Source organism: Pseudomonas sp. K8, assembly GCF_014889455.1.
Taxonomy (GTDB): domain Bacteria; phylum Pseudomonadota; class Gammaproteobacteria; order Pseudomonadales; family Pseudomonadaceae; genus Aquipseudomonas; species Aquipseudomonas veronii.
This window is the reverse complement of the sequence record NZ_VJWO01000007.1, coordinates 55,126-78,876: the sequence shown is the minus strand read 5'-3', so window position 1 is coordinate 78,876 and position 23,751 is coordinate 55,126. Positions and strand designations below refer to the sequence as shown.

Below are 23,751 nucleotides of genomic sequence, written 5' to 3'. Positions count from 1 at the left end.
AAGACATGGAATTTTTAAACGCCTTTTCCCATCTTGATTGGGCCCAAGTCCTGCACCTGACCTGGCAGCACATCACCCTGGTCGGCATTGCCGTGATCCTCGCGATTGTCGTCGGCGTACCCCTCGGCGTGCTGATGACCCGCTTCCCGAGCCTGGCCGGCCCGCTGCAAGCCAGCGCCACCGTGCTGCTGACCGTGCCGTCCATCGCCCTGTTTGGCCTGCTGCTGCCGTTCTACTCCAAATTCGGCCAGGGCCTGGGGCCAATGCCGGCGATCACCGCCGTGTTCCTCTACTCCCTGCTGCCGATCATGCGTAACACCTACCTGGCCCTGACCGGCGTGGAGCCGGGCATCCGCGAAGCCGCCAAAGGCATCGGCATGACCTTCGGCCAGCGCCTGCGCATGGTCGAACTGCCCATCGCCGTACCGGTGATCCTCGCCGGTGTACGCACCGCCGTGGTGATGAACATCGGCGTGATGACCATCGCCGCCACCATCGGTGCCGGCGGCCTGGGTGTACTTATTCTGGCTTCCATCAGCCGCAGCGACATGTCGATGCTGATCGTCGGCGCCGTGCTGGTCAGTCTCCTGGCCATCTTCGCCGACCTGCTTCTGCAATGGCTGCAACGCTCGCTGACTCCAAAAGGACTGCTCAAATGATCGAACTTCAACACCTGACCAAGACTTTCCAAAGCAACGGCAAGACTGTCTCCGCCGTGAACGACGTAAGCCTGACCGTCAACGAAGGCGAGATTTGCGTATTCCTCGGCCCCTCGGGCTGCGGCAAGAGCACCACGCTGAAAATGATCAACCGCCTGATCAAGCCCACCTCGGGCAAGATCCTGATCAACGGCGAAGACACCACCGACCTCGACGAAGTGACCCTGCGTCGCAACATCGGCTACGTGATCCAGCAGATCGGCCTGTTCCCGAACATGACCATCGAGGAAAACATCGTGGTCGTGCCCAAGTTGCTGGGCTGGGACAAGCAGAAATGCCACGACCGCGCCCGCGAGTTGATGAGCATGATCAAGCTCGAGCCCAAGCAGTACCTGCACCGCTACCCGCGTGAGCTGTCCGGTGGCCAGCAACAGCGCATCGGCGTGATCCGGGCGCTGGCGGCGGATGCACCGTTGCTGCTGATGGATGAGCCGTTCGGCGCGGTCGACCCGATCAACCGCGAGATGATCCAGAACGAGTTCTTCGAAATGCAGCGCGCGCTGAACAAGACCGTGATCATGGTCAGCCACGACATCGACGAAGCCATCAAGCTGGGCGACAAGATCGCCATCTTCCGCGCTGGCAAACTGCTGCAGATCGACCACCCGGACACCCTGCTGGCGCACCCGGCGGATGAGTTCGTCAGCAACTTCGTCGGCCAGGACAGCACCCTCAAGCGTCTGCTGCTGGTAAAAGCCGAAGACGCGGCAGACAACGCCCCGTCGGTCAGCCCGGAAACCCCGGTGGCCGATGCCCTGGAGCTGATGGACGAACTCGACCGCCGCTATGTGGTGGTCACCTGCGCCGACAACAAGGCGCTGGGCTATGTGCGCCGTCGCGACCTGCACCGTCAGACCGGCACTTGCGGTCAATACCTGCGCGAATTCAACGCCACGGCCGCGTATGACGAGCACTTGCGCATCCTGTTGTCGCGCATGTACGAGTTCAACCGTTCGTGGTTGCCGGTGATGGACGCCGAGCGGGTGTTTTTGGGTGAAGTGACCCAGGAATCGATTGCCGAGTACCTGAGCTCCGGCAAGTCGCGCGGGGGCAAGACCAGTATCGTTTCGCCCGCCGAGACCGCCCTGGCCTGATCTGACACAACACGCTTAAAACTGTGAGAGGGGGCTTGCCCCCGATGGCGGTGTATCAGTCAATATATTCATGACTGACACACTGCCATCGGGGGCAAGCCCCCTCCCACATTTGGTCCGTGGTGTGTCAGGGAAATCCCCCTGATTATCCGCCTGCGGGGAACATCAATCCGTCACACCGGTCGGTTACATAAGTAGCTGCACCCGGTCCCGCGACGAACGCGTGCAAAAACGCGACATTTTTAGTTGATCTCAAGCCCCTCACGCCCTAAAGTTCGCGCCGAACGTCCATGCTGGAAACGATCCATCCGGCTCAAGTACTGACGACGAGACAGCAAGGCCAAGGGAAGCTTATCCCATGGCCTTTTTGCTTTCGGCGACATGCCTTGGGAAGTAGGCGAACCAAAGTGGGGATACGGAGGACGTTCATTTGCACCCATTGATCAATTTAGTTTGCCCTTAGGAGTTCCCAGCATGTCGATCAACGTCGAAGATTATTTCGCGCGCGCCACTTTTGACAAAATGAAGGCGTTCGCCGACAAGCAAGAAACCCCGTTCGTGGTGATCGACACCGCGATGATCAGCCAGGCCTACGATGACCTGCGCGCCGGTTTCGAATTCGCCAAAATCTATTACGCAGTCAAGGCCAACCCGGCCGTCGAGATCATCGACCTGTTGAAAGACAAGGGGTCGAGCTTCGACATCGCCTCGATCTACGAGCTGGACAAGGTCATGGCCCGCGGCGTCAGCCCCGACCGTATCAGCTACGGCAACACCATCAAGAAATCCAAGGACATCCGCTACTTCTACGAGAAGGGCGTGCGCCTGTTCTCCACCGACTCCGAAGCCGACCTGCGCAACATCGCCAAGGCCGCGCCGGGCTCGAAAATCTATGTGCGTATCCTCACCGAAGGCTCGACCACGGCTGACTGGCCTCTGTCGCGCAAATTCGGCTGCCAGACCGACATGGCCATGGACCTGCTGATCCTCGCCCGCGACCTGGGCCTGGTGCCGTATGGCCTCTCGTTCCACGTCGGCTCGCAACAGCGCGACATCAGCGTGTGGGACGCGGCGATCGCCAAGGTCAAAGTGATCTTCGAGCGCCTGAAGGAAGAAGACGGCATCCACCTCAAGCTGATCAACATGGGCGGCGGCTTCCCGGCCAACTACATCACCCGCACCAACAGCCTGGAAACCTATGCCGAAGAAATCATCCGCTTCCTCAAGGAAGACTTCGGCGACGACCTGCCGGAAATCATCCTGGAACCGGGCCGTTCGTTGATCGCCAACGCCGGCATCCTGGTCAGCGAAGTGGTGCTGGTGGCACGTAAATCGCGCACCGCCGTCGAGCGCTGGGTGTACACGGACGTGGGCAAGTTCTCCGGCCTGATCGAAACCATGGACGAAGCCATCAAGTTCCCGATCTGGACCGAGAAGAAAGGCGAGATGGAAGAAGTGGTGATCGCCGGTCCTACCTGCGACAGCGCCGACATCATGTACGAAAACTACAAGTACGGCCTGCCGTTGAACCTGGCGATCGGTGATCGGTTGTACTGGTTGTCGACCGGTGCGTACACCACCAGCTACAGCGCGGTTGAGTTCAATGGCTTTCCGCCATTGAAGTCGTATTACGTGTAAGACGGCGGCGAACAAAAAACCCATGACCTGTCATGGGTTTTTTTTATCGCTCAGAAACAGGTCATGGCATGTTGCTCATAGGCATCGGCCATCGCCCGAATCCGCGGATCATTCGCCTGCGCCAGCGCCTTGTGCGCCACCCGCAAAAACTTCAGATTGCCGCCTGCCAGCGCCTTGCGCAACCACGCCAGCGCCGCCTCGATCTGGCCGCTGTCGGCCAGCACCGCCGCGTAACTGAACTGCCCACGGAAATCCCCGGCTTCGGCTGAGCGTCGATACCACGCCACGGCAGCGTCCGGATCCCTCGGGCAAAACCGGCCCTCTTCCAGATAGCGCCCCAACAGGTTCATCGACTTGGCGTGGCCCTGCTCCGCCGCCTGGCGATAGCACCTCAGCGCGTGCGCCTGGTCCTCGGCGACACCGCGACCGGTGGCCAGCAGGTTGGCGTAGTTGTATTGCCCCCAATCCAACCCGGCTTCGGCCGCCAGCCGATAGTCCCGCGCCGCCGCCGCTTCGTCGGCGACGCAGCCCCAGCCATGCTCGCGGCAACGCCCCAGCATATTGCGCGCCATCAGGTGCCCGCCCTGCGCCGCGATCTGGAACCAGCGCAGTGCCAGCGCTTCATCGCGCTCGATGCCGCGCCCTTCCAGCAGGATCTGCCCGAGCAAGGCCTGGGCATCCGCCACGCCCTCCCTGGCCGCGATCAGGATCGCCTGGGCCGCGCGCACTGGCGAGTCGTCGAGCATGCGCTGCAACTGCTCGACGTTGAGCACTTCTTCACGGCGCAATAAAAAGCCCATGCTCAGACCTCGACCCAGCGACGCAACAGGTTGTGGTAAGTGCCGGTGAGCTGGATCAACGCCGGGTGGTCCGGGACCGCCGCGGTCAGTTGCTGGATCGCACCGTCCATCTCGAACAGCAGGGTGCGCTGGCTGTCTTCGCGCACCAGGCTTTGGGTCCAGAAAAACGAGGCGTAGCGCGCACCACGGGTCACGGCGTTGACTTTATGCAGGCTGGAGCCGGGGTACAGCACCATATCGCCGGCGGGCAGCTTGACCCGTTGCACGCCGAAGGTGTCCTGGATCTCCAGTTCGCCGCCGTCATAGTCCTCCGGATCGCTGAAGAACAGCGTGGACGACAGATCGGTACGCACCCGCTCCTGGCTGCCCTTGGGCTGGCGCACGGCATTGTCGATATGAAAGTCGAAACTGCCCCCGGCCGTGTAGCAGTTGAGCAGCGGCGGGAAGACTTTGTGCGGTAACGCCGCCGACATAAACAACGGGTTTTGCCACAACCGCTCCAGCATCGCCGTACCGATTTCCTTGGCCAGCGGGTGGCCTTCGGGCAATTGCAGGTTGTGCTTGGCCTTGGCGGACTGGTGCCCGGCGGTGATTCTACCGTCGGCCCAGTCGGCGGTTTCCAGGGCTTGGCGAATGCGCTGCACTTCCTCACGAGAGAACAGGCCGGGAATATGCAGCAACATGAGCACTACCTGAGAGCGGAAAGACGTTAATGGTATTGATTCTTATCCTCTCTGTAAAACCCGAAGACGAACGAGATCGTAAAAACCGTAAGGAAAAAGTGTAAAGAATGTAAATTAGCTACGAATAGCAATAAGTCGCAATTGATACAAAGTCTTGTTCAGCCTATATTCCGCGGCCTCACATCCTTGGGGAAAGGACACGTCATGTCGCGCACTTGCATAAAAACACCTGCCAGTTCACCACGCCTGCTGGCTTCGGCCATCGGCGTTGCACTCGGCGCCAGCTCTGTCGCCCATCTGGCGCAAGCGGCCGACGACACCGAACAGAAAGGCCAGCGCAACAGCATCTCCCTGGGCGCCACCAGCATCACCGGGGAAGCACAGGACGCCACCTCCTATCAGGTCGAAAAAGCCTCTTCGCAAAAGTACACTGCGCCGCTGGTGGACACGCCGCGCTCGGTCACCGTGGTGCCCCAGCAAGTGCTCAAGGACACCGCCGCCACCTCGTTGCAGGATGCCTTGCGCACCGTGCCCGGCATTACCTTCGGCGCCGGTGAAGGCGGCAACCCCCAGGGCGACCGTCCGTTCATCCGCGGTTTTGACGCCCAGGGCGACACCTACCTGGACGGCGTGCGCGATACCGGCGGCCAGAGCCGTGAGATCTTCGACATCGAATCGATCGAAGTCAGCAAAGGCCCGAACTCTTCGTTCGGCGGGCGTGGCTCGGCCGGCGGCAGCCTCAACCTGGTGAGCAAGACACCCCAGGCGCGCGACTTCACCAACGGCGGCTTCACCTACGGCTCCGACCAGACCCGCCGCTACGTGCTCGACGTCAACCGCCAATTCCTCGACGACAGCGCCGCGTTCCGCCTGAACCTGATGAGCCACGAACAAAACGTCGCCGGCCGCGACGCGGTGAATTACGACCGCTGGGGCGTGGCGCCGTCGCTGACCTTTGGCCTGGGCACGCCGACCCGCGTCAACGTCAGCTACTACCACATGGAAAGCGACGACCTGCCGGATTCGGGGATCCCCTACGGTTACGGCTCCGCGACCGCCACCGCCCACGTACACGACAAACCCAACGACGGCGGCGACAGCAATAACTTCTACGGCCTGAAGAGTCGCGACTTCCGCAAGACCCGCGCCGATATCAGCACGGTCTCCGTCGAACACGACCTGAACGACAACATGACGCTGAAAAACACCCTGCGCCATGGCAACACCGGCCAGGACTATATCCTCACGCAACCGGACGACAGCAAACTCAACGTCAACAAGTTCGGTACTGTGTGGCGCCGCGCCAACAGCCGCGTGTCGACCACCGAGACCACCACCAACCAGACCGATCTGTTCGGCAACTTCCACGCGCTGGGTTTCAAGCACACCTACTCCACCGGCCTCGAGTTCACCGGCGAAGAAACCCGTGTCAGCAGCTACACCATCAGCCCCAACGCCAACCCGGTCTGCACCGTGGCCAAAGGCAGCCTGGGCGGCCAATGCACCTCGCTGAGCAACCCGAACCCGGACGACGCCTGGACCGGCAGCATCGCGCGCAACTACAACGGCACCAACACCAAAGCCACCAGCCGCGGCGCCTACGTGTTCGACACCATCGAACTGGACCCGAAATGGCTGCTGAACGTCGGCCTGCGCTACGACACCTTCGACACCGAGGCCAACACCAACGCCACCGCCGGGCGCACCAAGATCAAAGACGACAGCCAGTTCTTCAACTGGCAGGCCGGCCTGGTCTGGAAGCCGGTGGAGAACGCCAGCATCTATGCGTCCTACGCCACCTCGGCCACGCCGGCCGGTGGTCTGGTCGGTGAAGGCTCCGACGGCAACCCACTGTCCGCCGGCGCCGCCACCAGCGACCTGCAACCGGAAGAAACCGTCAACTACGAGCTGGGCACCAAGTGGGATCTGTTCCACGACCGCCTTTCGCTGACGGCTGCCGTGTTCCGCACCGAGAAGAAGAACACGCGCATTCTGGTGGATGCCCTGACCTACGAGAACGCCGGTGAATCCCGCGTCGATGGCCTCGAACTCTCGGCCAGCGGCAAACTCACGGATCAATGGCAAGTGTTCGCCGGCTACAGCTACCTCGACAGTGAGCTGGTCAAATCCGGACGCAACGGGCGCAACGGGGTGCTCAGCGCCGGCTCCAGCGAGGGCAACCAAATGCCCAATACGCCGAAGAACACCTTCAGCCTGTGGACCACCTACGACATCACGTCGAAGCTGACCATCGGCGGCGGTGCGTTCTATGTCGACGAGGTCTACGGCGATGCCGGCAACACCGTGTATGTACCGTCCTACACGCGCTACGACGCCATGGCCAGCTACAAGCTGACCAAGAACGTCGACCTGCAACTGAACGTGCAGAACCTGACCGACAAAACCTACTACGACAAGGCCTTCTCGACCCACTTCGCCAACCAGGCGGCCGGGCGCACCGCGCTGTTGACCACCAGCTTCCACTTCTAAACGGTCAACCCGCAGCCAACAGCCCCACGCATCGATGCGTGGGGCTTTTGCGTGTTAAACAACAAAGTTTCTCGACAACCCACGGCATAATGCGCGCCGTGATACAGATATCCAGATGAGCGAGGCGGTCCGACGTGTTGAAGAAAACCCTGTTCCAGTTGCACTGGTTCTTCGGCATCACTGCCGGGCTGGTGCTGGCCTTGATGGGGATCACCGGGGCGGCGGTGTCGTTCCAGGATGAAATACTGCGCGCGCTCAACCCCAGCGTGCTGAGCGTGGCAAAACGCGACGCCGGGGTACTGCCGCCCGCCGAACTGGTGCGCAAGCTCGAAGCCAGCGAAGGCAAGCGCGTGTCGATGCTGTGGGTGGAAACCGACAGCGGCACCGCCGCACGCGTGTTCTTCACCCCGCCGCCGGGTGAACGGCGCGGCCAGATGCGTTACTTCGACCCCTACACCGGCGACTACATGGGTGACGCCGTCGGCCAGGACGTGTTCGGGTTTCTCCTGCAACTGCACCGCTTCCTGGCCATGGGCGACACCGGCCGGCAAATCACCGGGGCCTGCACGCTGATCCTGCTGTTCTTCTGCCTGTCCGGCCTGTACCTGCGCTGGCCGCGCCAGGTGGCGAACTGGCGCGTGTGGCTGACCCTGGACTGGCGCAAAAAAGGTCGCAGCTTCAATTGGGACTTGCACTCGGTGTTCGGCACCTGGTGCCTGTTGTTCTATCTGTTGGCAGCGCTGACCGGCCTGTCGTGGTCCTACGAATGGTACAACCAGGGCCTGAACAAGCTGCTGTCGGACGCCCCGCAGAACGAACGAATGCGCAAACGCGGCCCACCGCCCGCGGGCCCGACGCCGGAAGCCAACTACGCGGCGATCTGGAGCAGCATCTACAGCAGCGCCGGCCCCGACTTGAGTGCCTACAACATCCGCATGCCGGCAGTCGCCGGGCAGCCGGCCACGGTGTTTTACCTGCTGAAAAACTCGCCCCACGACCGCGCGCTGAACCAGATCAACCTGGACCCGGCCACCGGCGCGGTGAAATCCCACGAGCGCTACGCCAGCAAGAGCCTCAAGGCTCAATTGCTGACCAGCCTCTACGCGCTGCACACCGGCAGTTACTTCGGCCTGGTGGGGCGGATCATCCTCACCATCAGCGCGCTGTGCATGCCGTTGTTCTTCATCACCGGCTGGCTGCTGTACCTCGACCGTCGACGTAAAAAACGCCAGGTACGCGATGCCCGCGAGCGCCTCAGCGCCAATTACAGCCATGCGCCGGCCTGGCTGATCGGCTTCGCCAGCCAGAGCGGTTTTGCCGAACAACTGGCCTGGCAGACCGCCGGGCAACTGCAGGCCGCGGGCTTGCCAGTGAACGTGCAGCCGCTGGGCAGCGTCAGCCAGGACCAACTGCGCCAATCAGAAAATGCGCTGTTCGTGGTCAGCACCTTCGGCGACGGCGAAGCTCCCGACAGCGCCCGTGGCTTCGAGCGCAGCGTGCTCGGGCAGGACCTGTCCCTCAAAGGCTTGAACTACTCGGTACTGGCCCTCGGCGATCGCCAGTACCAGCACTTCTGCGGCTTTGCGCGGCGCCTGCACTTCTGGCTGACCAACCAGGGCGGCACCCCGTTGTTCGCCCCCGTGGAAGTCGACAGCGGCGACACCCATGCCCTGCAGCACTGGCAACAACAGCTGGGGCAACTCACCGGGCACGCACCGACAGCGGCGTGGCCGAGCGCACAGTATGAAAACTGCAGCTTGAAGCAGCGCACCTTGCTCAACCCTGGCAGTGTCGGTTCGGCTGTGTACCTGCTGGAGCTGAGCGTGCCGTCAGGGCAACGCTGGACGGCCGGCGACCTGGTGGAAATCCTGCCGCGCAACGGCAGCCGGGCCATCGCGCAGTTCCTCGGGGGCCTGGGCCTGGCCGGCAGCGAGAGCGTACTGATCGACGGCCTGGCGCACACCCTCGACCAGGCTCTGGCCACCCGCCAACTGCCGGACAACCGCGCCCATCTGGTGGGCCTGCATGCCCAGGCGCTGGTGAACGCGCTGGCGCCCCTGGGCATGCGCGAATACTCCATCGCCTCGATTCCCAGCGACGGCGTGCTGGAGTTGATCGTGCGCCAGGAACGTCATCCGGACGGCACACTCGGCCTTGGCTCGGGCTGGCTGACCGAACACGCGGCCCTCGGCTCGAGCATCAGCCTGCGCCTGCGCCGCAACAGTGGTTTCCACCTGCCGGACGCGCCTGCGCCGTTGATCCTGCTGGGCAACGGCACTGGCCTCGCCGGTTTGCGCAGCTTGCTCAAGGCACGCATTGCCGACGGCCAGCAGCGCAACTGGCTGTTGTTCGGCGAACGCACTATCGCCCACGACTACCTGTGCCAGGACGAACTGCAAGGCTGGCTGGCCAGCGGTGACCTGGCGCTGCTGGACCTGGCGTTTTCCCGCGACCAGGAGGAAAAGATCTACGTGCAGGATCGCCTGCGCGAATCGGCGGACGTGTTGCGTCGATGGCTGGCAGACGGCGCGGGGATTTACGTGTGCGGCAGTTTGCAGGGGATGGCCGCAGGGGTGGATCAGGTGCTGCATGAGGTGCTGGGCAGTGAGGCGGTGGAGCGCTTGATCGAACAGGGCCGCTATCGCCGCGATGTCTACTGAGATCCTCTAACCACTGAAGAACTTATGTGGGAGGGGGCTTGCCCCCGATGGCGGTGGATCAGTCAACTCATGGGTTACTGACACACCGCTATCGGGGGCAAGCCCCCTCCCACAGTTTTTGACTGTATTCCAAGTCAGTTTTTGATTGTATTCCAAGTCAGTTTTTGACTGCACTCCAATCAGTTTTTGACTGCACCCTCAATCAGACCGGTTGCAGCTTTTGCTCGAACACTGAAACCCCATCCAGATCACGCAGCATCACCGTCAACTCCGCCGTCTGCCCATCGATCTGCACTTCGCCGAAAAACTGGAACCCGGCAAACGGCGAGGTGTTCTGCGCCGGCGGTGCTTTCTCGAACACCACCTGCGGACCAAAGGTTTTATCCAGCGGATTGGGCCCGAAGCTCCCCGCATTCAACGGCCCCGCGACAAACTCCCAGAACGGCTCGAAGTCCTGGAACGCCGCCCGATCCGGGTGGTAGTGATGCGCCGCGCAGTAATGCACATCCGCCGTCAACCACACATGGTTGCGCACCTGCTGCGCGCGCAGAAACCCGAGCAGCTCGGCGATTTCCAACTCGCGCCCTTGCGCCGGGCCGGGGTCGTTGTTGGCGATCGCTTCCCAGCGCGGCACGCCCGGGCTGACTTCGCCGTCGGGCACGCCGAGGCCGATCGGCATGTCGGCGGCGATCACCTTCCATTGGGCCTGGGACGCCTTGAGTTCGCGCTTGAGCCAGTCCAGTTGCTCTCGGCCGAGGAAGGGTTTGGCGCCGCCCAGGTTGTCATCGTTGGGCCCGCGATAGCTGCGCATGTCGAGCACGAACACATCCAGCAGCGGGCCGTAACTGAGCTTGCGATAAATCCGCCCGCCGCCGTCGGCGCTTTGCCGACGCATGGGTGAATATTCCAGCCAGGCCTGACGCGCATGGCCGACCAGGGTGTTGATATCCTTGGTCTGGTAACGCTCATCGAGCTGCTTGCTCGGCGACCAGTTGTTCACCACTTCGTGGTCGTCCCACTGCCAGATCTGCGGCACTTCGGCGTTAAAGCGCCGCACGTTTTCATCCAGCAGGTTGTAGCGGTAATTACCGCGATACTCATCAAGGGTTTCAGCGACTTTGCTCTTGGCCTCGGTGGTGATGTTGCGCCAGATGCGCCCGCCTTCGGTGGTCAGTTGCGCCGGCACCGGGCCGTCGGCGTAGATGGTGTCGCCGCTGTGGATAAAAAAGTCCGGCAGGCGCAGGCGCATGGCTTCGTAGATCCGCATGCCACCGATGTCCGGGTTGATGCCGAAGCCTTGGCCGACGGTGTCGCCGCTCCACACAAAGCGAATATCGCGACGCTGTTGCGGCACGCTGCGCAGGTGGCCGAACCAGGGCTCGCTGGCGACGCCGGTCTGGGCGTCTTCGAAATGCACGCGGTAGAAAATCGCCTGGTCGGCGGGCAGGCCGGTGAGTTCGACGCGGGCGGTAAAGTCGCTGCGGTTGTCGGCCAGCGGCGAGACGAATCGACGTGGGTTGCTGAACACACTGCGGGTGTCCCATTCCACCACCATCCGCGCCGGGCGGTCGCTGCGGCTCCAGATCATCGCACGGTCGCCGAGCAGGTCGCCGGACTGCACGCCATCGGTGAGTTGCGGCCGGTCCTTCACCGACGCAATCACCGCCGGCGCCAGCCCCGGCAGCAACAGGCCCGCGCCGACGGCTTGCATCACGCGGCGACGGCCGAGATCGAAATGGCTCATGCAGATGCCCTCTTGAGTATCAAAAGGGCAACTAGAACACGCAGGGATGAAGCCGATATGACACCGCCTTCAAAGCCTCGCAGATCTTAATGTGGGAGGGGGCTTGCCCCCGATGGCGGTGGGTCAGTCCATTCATGGGTGACTGACACATCGCCATCGGGGGCAAGCCCCCTCCCACATTTTCCACAGCGTCAGGCTTGGGCGGGTGTGACCGCCAGTTCCACCGCTTCCGGGCGTTTGATCAGCGCATACACCAACCCCGTCAACACGCTACCGGCGGCAATCGCCAGCAAGTACAGCAGCGCATGGTTCATCGCATTCGGGATCACCAGCACAAACAGGCCGCCATGGGGCGCCGCCAGTTTGCAGCCGAAGTACATCGACAGCGCGCCGGTCAACGCGCCACCGGCGATGCTGGCCGGGATCACTCGCAGCGGGTCCTTGGCGGCAAACGGGATCGCGCCTTCGGAGATAAAGCACAGGCCCAGAATCATCGCGGCCTTGCCGGCCTCGCGTTCGGTCTGGGCAAACTTGCGCCGGGCCAGGAAGGTCGCGATGCCCATGCCGATCGGCGGCACCATGCCGGCCGCCATGGTTGCCGCCATCGGCGCACCGCTGGACGCCGCCAGCAAGCCGACAGAGAACGCATACGCGGCCTTGTTGATCGGCCCGCCCAGGTCAACGCACATCATGCCGCCGAGCAGGATGCCGAGCAGCACGGCATTGGTGGTGCCCATCGTGCTGAGGAAGTCGGTCAGCCCGGTGAGCAGCCGCGCCACCGGCGGGCCTACCAGATAGATCATCGCCAGGCCTGTGAACAGGCTCGCCAGCAACGGGATGATCAGGATCGGCTTGAGCGGCTCCAGGCTTTGCGGCAGGCGCACCGCGCCGGTGATCAGCTTGACGCAGTAACCGGCGAGGAAACCGGCAATAATCCCGCCGATAAAGCCCGCGCCCAACGTCCCGGCCAGCAAGCCGCCGATCATGCCGGGGGCCAGGCCGGGGCGGTCGGCAATCGAATAGGCGATATAGCCCGCGAGCAGCGGCACCATGAGCATGAAGGCCTGGTCGCCGACGGTTTTCAGCGCCGCCGCCAGGGTGCCTTTTTCTTCGAAGGCATGGATGCCGAACACGAACGACAAGGCGATCAACAGACCGCCCGCCACCACCATCGGCAACATGAACGACACGCCGGTCAGCAGGTGTTTGTAGACCCCGGTTTTTTCCGACTTGGCCACCGCCCCGCTCGCCGCGCTTTCCACGGTGCCTTCGGCCAGGGCCTTGTGGAGGGTCGCTTCGGCTTGCTTGAGGGCGATGCCGGTGCCGCAGCGGTAGATCTTCTTGCCGGCGAAGCGCTCGGTGGCGACTTCGATATCCGCCGCCAGCAGCACCACATCCGCCTCGGCAATCGCTTGCGGGCTCAACGGCGTGCGCGCGCCGACCGAACCCTGGGTTTCCACCTGCAAGTCATAGCCCAGGCGCTTGGCGGTCTGCTGCAATGCTTCGGCGGCCATGAAGGTGTGGGCCACGCCGGTCGGGCAGGCGGTGATCGCGACAATACGCGGGGCTTGCTTGGCCGCCACCGGGGCTTCGCTGGCGACATACACCTGAGCCTCTTCGGCGCCGCGCCGCAATACCGCCTCGACGCCCTGCAAGGCCTGCGCCTGGGTGCTCTGATACACACGCTTGCCGACAAACCGCTGCATATCCAGCGGCGTGCTGCTGACCAGCAACACCCACTCGGCAGCATCGAGCGTGGCCTGGGACAACTGGCGTTCCGGGCGCTGCACGTCTACCACTTCGACGCTGGTGCTCCAGCCCTGACGCTGCGCGGCGGCGTCGAGCAAACGGGCGCACAGCACACTGGTGACCATGCCGTTCGGGCAGGCGGTAACAATGGCTAAATTCATCACAAACCCTCTTATTGTTCTGTCAGCGGGCGCACATGGACGCCGCTTTCGAGACGCGCCAATTGCGCATCATCGCTGATGCCAAACCCGATCTGCGTGACAGCCATCGCGGCAATCGCCGTGGCGCGGCGCAAGGTGGTCTCGGGTAGATCGAAACCGAGCAAACCGTGGAGCATCCCGGCCAGCAGCGAATCGCCGGCGCCGACCGTACTCGCGACGCTGACTTTCGGCGGCGTGGCATGCAGCGCCGTGCCGGGGCTGAACCAGTTGACGCCGTCGGCACCGTGGGAAATCACCACATGCTCGATGCCGCTCGCATGCAAACGCGCGGCGGCCTGGGCCTGTTGGTCGACGGAGTCGGTCGGGCAGTCCAGCGCTTCGGCAAGTTCTTCGGTATTGGGCTTGATCAACCACGGGCCGGCCTGCAACCCGGCGCGCAGGGCAGCGCCGCTGGTGTCCAGGGCGACTTTCAAGCCGAGGTCTTTCAGCAGCGCCAATAAGCCCTGGAACCACTGCGGGCTGACACCGCACGGCAAGCTGCCGGCGACCACCACCGCATCGTGCCCCGGGGCGATCAGCGTGAGTTGGTTGAGCAACGCCTGCTGCGCCTGCTCGCTGACCAGCGGCCCCGGCGCATTGATGTCGGTGACGCGGCCATCCTGTTCGGCGATCTTGATATTGCTGCGGGTCTCGCCGGGCACGCGGATGAACGCATCGGCAAACCCACGGCGCGCGATCAGCGCGTCAAAGGCCTGGGGGTTGTCCGCGCCGAGAAAACCGCCGACGGTGACCTGATGGCCGAGGTCGGCCAGCACCTGGGCGACGTTCACGCCCTTGCCGGCTGCGTGGGTCAGCATCGTCTCGCTGCGATTGACTTCACCGGGTTCCAGGCGCGCCAGGCGTACCGTGAGGTCCAACGCCGGGTTCAGCGTCAGGGTCAAAATCCTTGCCATCTACACGGCCTCCACAAGGGCTCGCACTTCAGCGGGCGAACCCACCGCGAGTGCTTGTTGCGCCAGGCCCTGGGCCTCGCTCAGACTGAATTCTCGCACCCGCGCCTTCACCTCGGGAATGCTACGGGCCGACACGCTCAACTCATCCACGCCGAGGCCGATCAGCACCGGCACCGCCAGCGGGTCGGCGGCCAGCTCACCGCACACACCGACCCATTTGCCATGGGCATGGGCGGCCCGCACGGTGATGTCGATCAGTTGCAACACGGCGGGGTGCAGGCCATCGGCCTGGGCCGATAGTGTCGGGTGGCCACGGTCGATGGCCAGGGTGTACTGGGTCAGGTCGTTGGTGCCGACGCTGAAGAAGTCGACTTCCTTGGCCAGCACCGGCGCGAGCAACGCGGCGGACGGCACTTCGATCATGATCCCCAGTTGCAGGTCGGCCACCGGGATTTCCAGGCGCAGGCGCTCGGTCATGTCCCGCGCTGCGCGCCACTCATCGACGCTGCCGACCATGGGGAACATGATGCGCAGCGGCCGGTTATCCGCCGAGCGTAGCAATGCGCGCAATTGCGCTTCCATGATCTGCGGGCGTTGCAGCGTAAGGCGAATGCCGCGCACGCCGAGGAAGGGGTTTTCTTCCTCGGCGATCGGCCAATACGGCAGCGGTTTGTCGCCGCCCACATCCAGGGTACGGACCACCAACGGGCGACCGCCGAGGCCATCGAGCACGCGGCGGTATTCAGCTTCCTGGGTGGCTTCGTCCGGCGCTTGGGGGTGGGCCATGAAAATCAGTTCGGTGCGCAGCAGGCCAATGCCTTCGGCGCCCTGCTCCACCGCGCTCGCCACGCCGGCGCTTTCGCCGATGTTGGCGAACACTTCCACGGCGTGCCCATCCCGGGTCAGGGCCGGCTGATGGCGCTGCGCCGAGGCGGCTTGCAGGCGTTGTTCACGGGTGTCGCGTTCGACGCTGGCGCGTTGCAGGGTCGCGGCGTCGGCGTCGACATGCAGGCGGCCGCGCTGACCGTCGAGCAGCAACGGCGTACCGGCGGCCAGCAGCAACACGGCCGGGCCGGCGCCCACCAAGGCGGGGATGCCCAGGGCGCGGGCGACGATGGCGCTGTGGGCGGTGGCGCCGCCACGGGCGGTGAGAATGCCGGCGACGCGGGCCGGGTCGAGGCGCGCCACATCCGACGGGCCGACTTCGTCCATCACCAGGATGTAGGGTTCGTTCGGTTCCTGGACGGTTTCGACACCGCACAACTGCGCCAGCACACGGCGACCGATGTCGCGCAGGTCGGCGGCGCGCTCGGCGAGCAAGGCGTCCTGCAACGATTCCTGCTGCTTGGCGGCGGCTTCGATCACGCTCATCCAGGCGGCTTCGGCGCTTTCACCCTGCTTGAGGCGGGTGTCGACGTCGTCGGTCAGTTCCGGGTCGTCGAGCATTTCCTGGTGGGTGATGAAAATCTCGCGGATCGCCTTGGCCTGGCTGCGTTCGATCAGGCCCTGGATATCGCCGCGCACATCGGCCAGTGAGGCGTGCAGGCGTTGGCGCTCGATGGCCGAGGACTCGCCACGCAACGGATAGTCGAACGGTTGCAGCACCTGGATATGCGCCGGGCCGATGGCGATGCCCGGTGCGGCGGCGATGGCCTGGATCTGGCTGCCGGCCAGGGGCGCGCTGAGTGTCGGTTCGAGCACCACGGCGGCGGCTTGTGCACTCGCGACAGGCAGCGGCTCGACCTCTTCGCCAAGCCCCTCTTGTACCGCGGCCAGCAAGGCGGGCAGCGCATCGTCGGCAATCGTCGGCTCTGCGACAAACTCCAGCACCTGGCCACGCCGGGCGCCGAGGCTGAGCAGCTTGCTCAGGCTTTTCACCGACACGGCGCCCACCGCACCATCGACGATGCGTACACGAATATCGCCGTCAAAACTTTTCGCCAGTTGCGCGAGGATCTTCGCCGGCCGCGCGTGCAGGCCATGGGCATTGGCCAGGGCGATGCGTGCGCTGGGCCAGTCGGGTGGCAGCTCGCCGCCCAATACTTCAAGCACCGCACGGCTGCTGGTGGCGCGGCCCAGTTCCTGGCCACGCCCTTCAATCAACAGCGCACACAGGCGTTCGAGCAAGGTCTGGTGCGCCTCGCCGAGGCTGGCCAGGCAGAACAGACCATTGAGGGGCTGGCCGAGGTAACGCATGGGTTTGTCCGGGGTGACAAACGCCAGCCCCGGGCGCTTGACGGTCTGCTCGCTGTGCAACCACCACAGGCCATCGCCCAGGGGCAGCGCATCGACCTGCTGCAACACGGCGGCAAAGCCATTGCTCACACAATCGGCCTGGCGCAGCAGGCGGGCACCGCGCCACACCAGCTCTTCAAAATCATCGGCGGACACACCGAGCCCGATCATTTGCGCGTCCAATGCCAGTTCCTGCGGCGCGCCCTGCAACAGTTTCAGCAGGGCCTCGGCGGAAGCGGCGCGGCGCAGTGCCTGGCCCAGGTCGGTTTCCCCGAGGGCGCGGGTCAGCAATTGCAGCAGGCGCAGGTGTTCGTCGGATTTGGCGGCAATGCCGATGGCCAGGTAGACGATCTGGCCATCGCCCCAGTCCACCCCTTCGGGGAACTGCAGCAGGCGCACGCCGGTGGAAAATACCTGATCGCGGGTTTCGGGGGTGCCGTGAGGGATCGCGATGCCTTGACCGAGAAAGGTCGAACCTTGGGCTTCACGGGCTTGCAAGCCGCTGAGATAACCCTCGGCGACCAGGCCGTCGGCCACCAGTTTGTCAGCGAGCAGGTGCAAGGCAGCAGATTTATCCACAGCCGTCTGGCCCATGGAAATCTGCTCTATGGTGAGCTCAAGCATGCCGTTCTCCTAGTTAGTGCGTCGGGCGCACTAGGTATTGTTTTGAATAAATCAGTCTAAAGTCGTTCATGAACAAACTGACTGAGCAGTCGGTTGGCAGTAGCCACTCAGTAGCGAACATCGCAAAAATACGCCTGCTGAAACGTTTAATCTAGAATTCGTGGCAGATTACGCGTTAATTGCGCATCCTTGAAGACCCACTCGGCACTTGAGCTGAGACATTGGTCGTCTGCAGTAATCGGTTACGATTGGACAAAATGTCGGGGCAAGCTCCAGAAAACAAGGAAATCCCGGTTTGAAACTCAGTGATATCGCCCGTCTCGCCGGTGTGTCCGTGACCACCGCCAGCTATGTCATCAATGGCAAAGCCGAACAACAACGCATCAGCAGCGCAACCGTCGAGCGCGTGCGTGCGGTGGTCCAAGCCCATGGTTTCACGCCCAACCCCCAGGCTGCGGGACTGCGCAGCCGGCATACGCGCACCTTGGGTTTCATCCTGCCAGACCTGGAAAACCCCAGTTACGCACGAATTGCCAAGTTGTTGGAACAGGGCGCGCGCGCGCGCGGCTATCAATTGCTGATCGCCAGCTCCGACGATGACGCCGACAGCGAGCGCCAGTTGCTGCAACTGTTCCGCGCCCGACGCTGCGACGCGCTGTTCGTTGCCAGCTGCCTGCCGGCCAGCGACGACAGTTATCGCGAGCTGCAAGCCAAGGGTTTGCCGGTCATCGCCATCGACCGGGAGATGGACCCCGCGCAGTTCTGCTCGGTGGTCAGCGACGACCGCCAGGCCTGCCAGCAACTGACCAGCAGCCTGCTGCAACCGCTACCCAAGCAGATCGCACTGATCGGCGCGCGGCCCGAGCTGAGCATCAGCCAGGCGCGCGCCGCCGGTTTCCGTGAAGCGCTGCAAGGGTTTGGCGGTGAAGTGATCGTCGAACACGGCGAGGCGTTCAGCCGCGACTGCGGCCGGCAACTGATGGAGCAATTACTGCAGCGCCTGGGGCATTTGCCTGACGCGCTGGTGACCACGTCCTACGTGCTGCTGCAAGGCGTGTTCGACGCACTGCATGACTTCCCGCTCAAGACGCGGCCGCTGCGCCTGGGCACCTTCGGTGATACCCAACTGCTGGATTTCCTGCCGCTGCCAGTGAATGCCATGGCCCAGCAACATCAACTGATCGCCGACACCGCGCTGCGCCTGGCCCTGGCTGCAATTGAAGAACAACAGTATCAACCCGGCGTAAACGCCATCGGCCGCACCTTCAAGCAGCGCATTCACGAGGTTTGAGCGTGGAGCTGATCGACACCCACACCCACCTGGACTTCCCGGACTTCGACAGCGATCGCCGGCAAGTCCTCGCGCACAGCCGCCAACTCGGCGTACAGCGCATGGTGGTGTTGGGGGTGTATCAGCAAAATTGGCAACGACTGTGGGATCTGGTGCAAGACGATGAAGGTTTGTTCGCAGCCTTCGGCCTGCACCCGGTGTACCTCGACGAGCATCGCCCCGCCGACCTGACGGCCCTGGGCGACTGGCTGACCCGCCTGCGGGGCCATCGGCAATTGTGCGCGGTGGGTGAGATCGGCCTGGATTACTTCCTCGAACACCTCGATCGCGAACGCCAGCAACACCTGTTCGAAGCCCAACTCAAGATGGCCGTGGATTTCCAACTGCCGGCCCTGCTGCATGTGCGCCGCAGCCATGCCGCCGTGATCGCCACCCTCAAGCGCATCCGCCTGCCACGGGGCGGCATCATCCACGCCTTCGCCGGCAGCCGCGAAGAGGCGCGCGAGTACATCAAGCTGGGGTTCAAACTGGGCCTGGGCGGCGCGGCCACCTGGCCACAGGCGCTGCGCATGCACAAAGTACTCGCGCAACTGCCCCTGGACGCCGTGGTACTGGAAACCGATGCACCGGACATGGCCCCCGCCATGCATCCCGGCCAGCGCAACAGCCCGGAACACCTGCCCGAGATCTGCGCCGCGTTGGCCGAGCGCATGGGCCTGAGCCCGTTATCGCTGGCGCAGGCGAGCACACGCAACGCGTGCGAGCTGTTCAATTGGTAGCGGGCTGACGGCCTGCAGGTCCAGGGTCATGCGTTGCCGATGACGGGCAAAACGCAGCACCAGGCAGTGGATCAGCACCGTCACCAGTGAAAGGTTGAGCTGCTCGATCACACTGAGTAACCCCACCCACTCCGCCACCAGTGCCACCAGCAAGGTCACGCAGGTCAGGATGATCATGCTCGGGCGAACCAGCGCCCACTGGTCCAGCGCACGAAATTGACGCTGCTGTTTGCGACCCCGCAACTGCAGGCCCGACTGGCAATACACGCACTCGAACGGCTCGTCGATGGCAATCGCGTTCAACTGCCAAGGCTTGAGTTCAAACGTCATGTCGCATCGGGCACAGCGCCCTCTGATACCGAATGCAGCAATCATCGCCGTGCCTCTTTGGGACTGTGACCAGGTGAAACAAATTTTCACCTATTCACGCCGCCAGAAAAGATACGCCGCAAAATTAAGACAATCACCACAACCACAAAGGACAAATCCTACTAACCAGGCCCTACACCCGAAATGCGCCGATCAGTTGCTTCAGCTCGATCACCTGCTGCGACAACTGCCGGCTGGCCGCTTCGGTCTGGTACGCACCGTCGGCCGCATGCTCTCCGGCGCGGTTGATTTCGACGATGTTGCGGTCGATGTCGTGGGCGACCGCGGTTTGCTGCTCGACGGCGGCGGCAATCTGCTGGTTCTGATCCACGATCATGCCGACGGCACCGAGAATATTTTCCAGGGCCTGCTGGACCTTTTCCGACTGGCCCACGGTGCCTTCAGCCATGGCATGGCTGGTGCCCATGGCCTTGACTGCCGCGCCGACACCGCTGTGCAATCGGCTGATCATCTGCTCGATCTCTTCAGTGGAGTGCTGGGTGCGCCGGGCCAGGGTCCGCACTTCATCGGCCACCACCGCAAAGCCGCGGCCCTGCTCCCCGGCGCGGGCTGCTTCGATCGCGGCGTTGAGCGCCAGCAGGTTGGTTTGCTCGGCGATGCTCTTGATCACTTCCAGCACACTGCTGATGGATTGGCTGTCGGTGGCCAGTTGATTGATCACGCGTACCGACTCATCGATCTCCGATGCCAACCGCGCAATGCTGCCTTGCTGGGACTGCACCAGGCCACGGCCGCTGACGGTTTCATCGTTGACGCTATGGGCGCTGCTCACCGCCGCCGCCGCGCTGCGTGCCACTTCCTGGGCGGTGGAGGACATCTGGTTCATGGCCGTCGCCACCTGTTCGATCTGGCTGCGCTGCCCGGAGACCGCCTGGTTACTGCGGGCCGAGACCGCCTCGACCTGGCCGGCCTGCAACTCAACCTGGCTGACGGTGTGCCCGACGCGCTCGATCAGGTCGTGGATCTTGGCCACGGTGCCATTGAACACTTGGCCCAGGTCGCCCAACTCGTCGCGGCTGCGGGCGACAAACGTGACGGTCATATCGCCCGCCGCCACCTTGTCCATCATCGCCCCCAAGCGCCGCAACGTGGTGCGCGTCGAGGCATAGAAACCGGCGTACAGATAAAAGATCAGCAAAAACACCGCCGCCAGGGCCGACACCAGTACGACCATGTGCGTGCGGTTTTGCGTCAGCCGTTGCTCCAACTGTTGTCCGAGGAAACCCAGGGTGGCCTCATTGAGTTGGTAGGTCTGGGCCATCAGTTGACTCACGTCGTCGTAGAAGCCCTGCCACGGTGCGTCGAGGGTTTCGGCCATCACCACCTGCTCTTCAAACAGTTCACTGCCTTGCTTGAGGCTCGCGTTGCTGGCCTTGGCCAGGCTGTCGAGCGCTGTGTGGGCGGCTTTGCTGGAGCCCAGGGCGTCCTGCAGCTTCAAGCCGTATTCGGCCTGGAGTTTTTCCAACTGCTGCAACAACTCATCGAAGCGCGTGCTGGAGGAGGAGTTGAGAAAACCCTGGCCGAGGGAGTACGCGCCCATTGCCCGCCCTTCGCCCAACGTCTGGGTGACTTGCGGCGTGACGCCGGTGATCAGTTCGCTGAGCTGGCGCAGATCACTCTGGGGGTCGCGGCTCAAGCCGGATTGGCTGGCGATGATCTGGCTGAGCATCTGCGCCTTGTTCAGCAGTTTGCCGATCAGCGCACTTTTGCTCTGTAGCGATGACTCCTGTTGCTGGGCCTTGAAGGCGCCAACCAGCTCGTCGCGCTTGGCGTCGAATACGGCGACTTGCTCGGGGTCGGTGGCCATCGCGCTCAGGCCTTGCAGGCGCGCCAGCACACTCTGCTCCAGGGTGTTGATCGCGCCCTCCAGATCGCCCGCCTTGCCGGATTGGCCGAGGGTCGCGTTGATCTGCACCTGGTTGTTGAGGGTTTCCAGGTCACGGCGCAAGGCCAGGCTGCTGCCGAGCAAATCCAGGCTTTGCAGTTCGATGCGGGTGCCCTGGAATTCACGCCAGGAATCGCGCACCAGGAAATAGTTGGTCGCCAGCATCGGCAACAGGAACAACACGCTGATCAAACTGAACTTCATGCCGAAGCTCAGGCGGTTCATCAGCGCGACGGCGGGATAGAGCAAGCTCTTCACAGGTGAACTCCCTTCCTATTATTTTTATTTGAGGCGCAGGGCGGCGGCAGATAGCCACTATTTGGCGCTCTACTTGTATAGCTCAAATCGCAAGGGAGTTTTGTAACGTAAAGTTAACGCGCTGTGGGAGCAGGCTTGCTCCCACAGGGATTGAGCGTGACCGCTAGGGCAACACGGTCCAGATGGCGAAACCGGCATACCACAGCACCGCCGCGCGCAGCAGCAGTTCCCACAGGCGATCCAGGCTGTTGATGCCGTCGGCCCCCACCACCGGCGGCGGGATTTCGGCGGCCACCAGGCCGACTTTGTCCATCAGTTGCGCGGCACTGATGTCCCAGCTCAACAGCTCGTGGAGCATCACTCGGCTGACCGCGACAAAGTTGCCCACCAAGGCGAAGCTCGCCGCCAGCAAGCGCACCGGCAACCAGTCAAAGGCATGCCGCAGTTGCGCGGCACGCTCGGCCACCAGAGGGTTCTGACTGTGTTCGCTGGCCAGCGCCAGCAGGCGATAGGCCAGGGCTGCGACCGGGCCCAACAGGAAATACCAGAAGATCACCGCAAAGAAGCTCTGATAGGCCTGCCACAGGAGATACCCCTGGACACGCTCCAGCAACTGCTCGCCACTGTCGGCAGCGACCTTCAGGTCACGCTCGGCCACATGCTCGGCGGCCTGCAGGTCGCCGCGCCGCCAGGCATCGCGGAACGGGCCAAGCCCGGCCAGCAGATCACCGCGCCCCAGGCTGTAGATCAGCACCAGCAAATGCACCGGCAGCGCCAACAGGCCGTAGGCCACCGGTTCCAGCACCAGCAGCAACAACGCCAGCACGGCCACCGGCAGCAACACCAGCAGCGCCAGAATCAACCAGGGCTGTTCGCCCAGGCGCGGGCTCGATTCCAATCTGGCCAGTTCGCGCAGCCATCTGCCGTCGCGCTGCAACTTTTGGCGCAAGGCCGAGAATTTCTCGATCCAGACCGCCAGCACCAACATCAGGAAACTCATTGTGCGTGTCCTCCATCCTGCAGGGCGCTGCGAAAGCGCATCCAATCAAAAGCGGGCCCGGGATCGGTCTTGCGCCCCGGGGCGATATCGCTGTGACCACAAATGCGCTGACGGGTGATGCCCGGGTAAGTCGCCAGCAACTGACGTGTCAGGTCGATCAGTGACGCATATTGGGCATCGGTAAAGGGCAGGTCATCCGTGCCTTCCAGCTCGATCCCCAGGGAAAAGTCATTGCACGTTTCGCGCCCCTCGAAGCTGGAAACCCCGGCATGCCAGGCGCGGTCGAGGCAGGACACAAACTGCGTCACCCCTCCGTCGCGTTCAATCAGAAAATGCGCTGACACGCGTAGGTCGGCAATCCCTGCAAAGTAAGGATGTTCCGTGACATCCAAGCGATTCTGGAAAAATTCCTGCACCTTGCCGGTGGCGAACTGCGCCGGCGGCAGGCTGATGTTATGCACCACCAACAGCGAGACTTCACCTGCGGGGCGCTCGTTGAAGTTGGGCGAAGGGCAATGACGAACACCCTGGCACCAACCGCTGGCGGGGTCCAACTGCATACAGGTTCCTTGAACGTGACTAAGTCTGACCAGTATGC

At 63.3% G+C, this 23,751-nt stretch carries 17 protein-coding genes and 1 pseudogene; 7 read left to right on the top strand and 11 right to left on the bottom strand.

The window, feature by feature from the left end; genetic code table 11:
* Window positions 1-5: 5 nt before the first annotated feature.
* The 3 genes from INT12_RS07340 to INT12_RS07330 all read left to right on the top strand — a co-directional run bounded on the left by INT12_RS07340 (window position 6) and on the right by INT12_RS07330 (window position 3,451).
* Window positions 6-659, top strand: a complete 654-nt coding sequence (locus INT12_RS07340; protein WP_017845447.1) for an ABC transporter permease — start codon at window positions 6-8, stop codon at window positions 657-659.
* Complete coding sequence (locus INT12_RS07335) at window positions 656-1,813, top strand: betaine/proline/choline family ABC transporter ATP-binding protein (RefSeq protein ID WP_017845448.1); 1,158 nt, start codon at window positions 656-658, stop codon at window positions 1,811-1,813. The genes INT12_RS07340 and INT12_RS07335 overlap by 4 nt, the downstream gene beginning before the upstream one ends.
* Window positions 1,814-2,287: 474 nt before the next feature.
* The gene (locus INT12_RS07330; RefSeq protein ID WP_017845449.1) at window positions 2,288-3,451 is read left to right on the top strand and encodes a type III PLP-dependent enzyme; all 1,164 of its coding nucleotides are present in this window, start codon (window positions 2,288-2,290) and stop codon (window positions 3,449-3,451) included.
* A 50-nt stretch (window positions 3,452-3,501) separates the two neighbouring features.
* Here the strand turns inward: INT12_RS07330 and INT12_RS07325 are convergent, their stop codons facing one another.
* Window positions 3,502-4,251 carry a tetratricopeptide repeat protein gene (locus INT12_RS07325; protein WP_057005150.1) on the bottom strand — a complete coding sequence of 250 codons (750 nt, stop codon included), beginning with the start codon at window positions 4,249-4,251 and terminating at the stop codon, window positions 3,502-3,504.
* Window positions 4,252-4,253: 2 nt separating this feature from the next.
* Window positions 4,254-4,934, bottom strand: coding sequence for a Fe2+-dependent dioxygenase (locus INT12_RS07320; protein ID WP_017845451.1), 681 nt, complete (start codon window positions 4,932-4,934; stop codon window positions 4,254-4,256).
* Window positions 4,935-5,138: 204 nt separating this feature from the next.
* Here INT12_RS07320 and INT12_RS07315 point away from each other — a divergent pair, with 204 nt between their 5' ends.
* Window positions 5,139-7,424 carry a TonB-dependent receptor gene (locus tag INT12_RS07315; RefSeq protein ID WP_017845452.1) on the top strand — a complete coding sequence of 762 codons (2,286 nt, stop codon included), beginning with the start codon at window positions 5,139-5,141 and terminating at the stop codon, window positions 7,422-7,424.
* 134 nt (window positions 7,425-7,558) lie between these two features.
* Window positions 7,559-10,084: a PepSY domain-containing protein gene (locus INT12_RS07310; RefSeq protein WP_193040430.1), complete on the top strand. Its 2,526-nt coding sequence runs from the start codon at window positions 7,559-7,561 to the stop codon at window positions 10,082-10,084.
* Window positions 10,085-10,286: 202 nt separating this feature from the next.
* Here INT12_RS07310 and INT12_RS07305 read toward each other — a convergent pair whose 3' ends face one another.
* From INT12_RS07305 to ptsP, 4 genes are all read right to left on the bottom strand, one after another.
* On the bottom strand, window positions 10,287-11,828 hold the full coding sequence (locus INT12_RS07305; protein WP_046384719.1) for an alkaline phosphatase D family protein: 1,542 nt from the start codon (window positions 11,826-11,828) through the stop codon (window positions 10,287-10,289).
* A gap of 191 nt (window positions 11,829-12,019) precedes the next feature.
* The gene (locus INT12_RS07300) at window positions 12,020-13,738 is read right to left on the bottom strand and encodes a PTS fructose-like transporter subunit IIB (RefSeq protein WP_193058803.1); all 1,719 of its coding nucleotides are present in this window, start codon (window positions 13,736-13,738) and stop codon (window positions 12,020-12,022) included.
* A gap of 11 nt (window positions 13,739-13,749) precedes the next feature.
* A complete protein-coding gene (pfkB, locus tag INT12_RS07295; RefSeq protein WP_046488116.1) occupies window positions 13,750-14,691 on the bottom strand; it encodes a 1-phosphofructokinase in 942 nt (313 codons plus the stop codon).
* Complete coding sequence (gene ptsP / locus INT12_RS07290; protein ID WP_193058802.1) at window positions 14,692-17,550, bottom strand: phosphoenolpyruvate--protein phosphotransferase; 2,859 nt, start codon at window positions 17,548-17,550, stop codon at window positions 14,692-14,694.
* Window positions 17,551-17,845: 295 nt separating this feature from the next.
* Here ptsP and cra point away from each other — a divergent pair, with 295 nt between their 5' ends.
* Window positions 17,846-18,841, top strand: a complete 996-nt coding sequence (gene cra / locus INT12_RS07285; RefSeq protein ID WP_017845458.1) for a catabolite repressor/activator — start codon at window positions 17,846-17,848, stop codon at window positions 18,839-18,841.
* Window positions 18,842-18,843: 2 nt separating this feature from the next.
* A complete protein-coding gene (locus INT12_RS07280) occupies window positions 18,844-19,620 on the top strand; it encodes a TatD family hydrolase (RefSeq protein WP_046488111.1) in 777 nt (258 codons plus the stop codon).
* On the opposite strand, the gene INT12_RS07275 is transcribed toward INT12_RS07280, so the two are convergent.
* The 5 genes and pseudogenes from INT12_RS07275 to ampD all read right to left on the bottom strand — a co-directional run bounded on the left by INT12_RS07275 (window position 19,567) and on the right by ampD (window position 23,713).
* The gene (locus INT12_RS07275; RefSeq protein WP_046488108.1) at window positions 19,567-19,995 is read right to left on the bottom strand and encodes a hypothetical protein; all 429 of its coding nucleotides are present in this window, start codon (window positions 19,993-19,995) and stop codon (window positions 19,567-19,569) included. The genes INT12_RS07280 and INT12_RS07275 overlap by 54 nt on opposite strands.
* 127 nt (window positions 19,996-20,122) lie before the next feature.
* Entirely contained in the window at window positions 20,123-20,827 is a 705-nt protein-coding gene (locus tag INT12_RS31885; RefSeq protein WP_370737529.1) for a methyl-accepting chemotaxis protein, read from the bottom strand.
* Between the two features lie 153 nt (window positions 20,828-20,980).
* Window positions 20,981-21,184, bottom strand: a pseudogene (locus tag INT12_RS31880) (HAMP domain-containing protein); the annotation flags it as partial.
* Window positions 21,185-22,316: 1,132 nt separating this feature from the next.
* Window positions 22,317-23,153 (bottom strand): regulatory signaling modulator protein AmpE, encoded by an 837-nt coding sequence (gene ampE / locus INT12_RS07265; RefSeq protein WP_193040663.1) that lies wholly within the window; start codon window positions 23,151-23,153, stop codon window positions 22,317-22,319.
* Window positions 23,150-23,713 (bottom strand): 1,6-anhydro-N-acetylmuramyl-L-alanine amidase AmpD, encoded by a 564-nt coding sequence (gene ampD / locus INT12_RS07260; protein ID WP_017845463.1) that lies wholly within the window; start codon window positions 23,711-23,713, stop codon window positions 23,150-23,152. The genes ampE and ampD overlap by 4 nt, the downstream gene beginning before the upstream one ends.
* Between the last annotated feature and the right edge of the window lie 38 nt (window positions 23,714-23,751).

Excerpts from the sequence above, each read along its gene's own strand:
- INT12_RS07340 (WP_017845447.1), top strand. The coding sequence starts at position 6 with ATGGAATTTTTAAACGCCTTTTCCCATCTTGATTGGGCCCAAGTCCTG.
- INT12_RS07335 (WP_017845448.1), top strand. The coding sequence starts at position 656 with ATGATCGAACTTCAACACCTGACCAAGACTTTCCAAAGCAACGGCAAG.
- INT12_RS07330 (WP_017845449.1), top strand. The coding sequence starts at position 2,288 with ATGTCGATCAACGTCGAAGATTATTTCGCGCGCGCCACTTTTGACAAA.
- INT12_RS07325 (WP_057005150.1), bottom strand. The coding sequence starts at position 4,251 with ATGGGCTTTTTATTGCGCCGTGAAGAAGTGCTCAACGTCGAGCAGTTG.
- INT12_RS07320 (WP_017845451.1), bottom strand. The coding sequence starts at position 4,934 with ATGTTGCTGCATATTCCCGGCCTGTTCTCTCGTGAGGAAGTGCAGCGC.
- INT12_RS07315 (WP_017845452.1), top strand. The coding sequence starts at position 5,139 with ATGTCGCGCACTTGCATAAAAACACCTGCCAGTTCACCACGCCTGCTG.
- INT12_RS07305 (WP_046384719.1), bottom strand. The coding sequence starts at position 11,828 with ATGAGCCATTTCGATCTCGGCCGTCGCCGCGTGATGCAAGCCGTCGGC.
- INT12_RS07300 (WP_193058803.1), bottom strand. The coding sequence starts at position 13,738 with ATGAATTTAGCCATTGTTACCGCCTGCCCGAACGGCATGGTCACCAGT.
- pfkB (WP_046488116.1), bottom strand. The coding sequence starts at position 14,691 with ATGGCAAGGATTTTGACCCTGACGCTGAACCCGGCGTTGGACCTCACG.
- ptsP (WP_193058802.1), bottom strand. The coding sequence starts at position 17,550 with ATGCTTGAGCTCACCATAGAGCAGATTTCCATGGGCCAGACGGCTGTG.
- INT12_RS07275 (WP_046488108.1), bottom strand. The coding sequence starts at position 19,995 with ATGATTGCTGCATTCGGTATCAGAGGGCGCTGTGCCCGATGCGACATG.
- INT12_RS31885 (WP_370737529.1), bottom strand. The coding sequence starts at position 20,827 with ATGTCCTCCACCGCCCAGGAAGTGGCACGCAGCGCGGCGGCGGCGGTG.
- ampE (WP_193040663.1), bottom strand. The coding sequence starts at position 23,153 with ATGAGTTTCCTGATGTTGGTGCTGGCGGTCTGGATCGAGAAATTCTCG.
- ampD (WP_017845463.1), bottom strand. The coding sequence starts at position 23,713 with ATGCAGTTGGACCCCGCCAGCGGTTGGTGCCAGGGTGTTCGTCATTGC.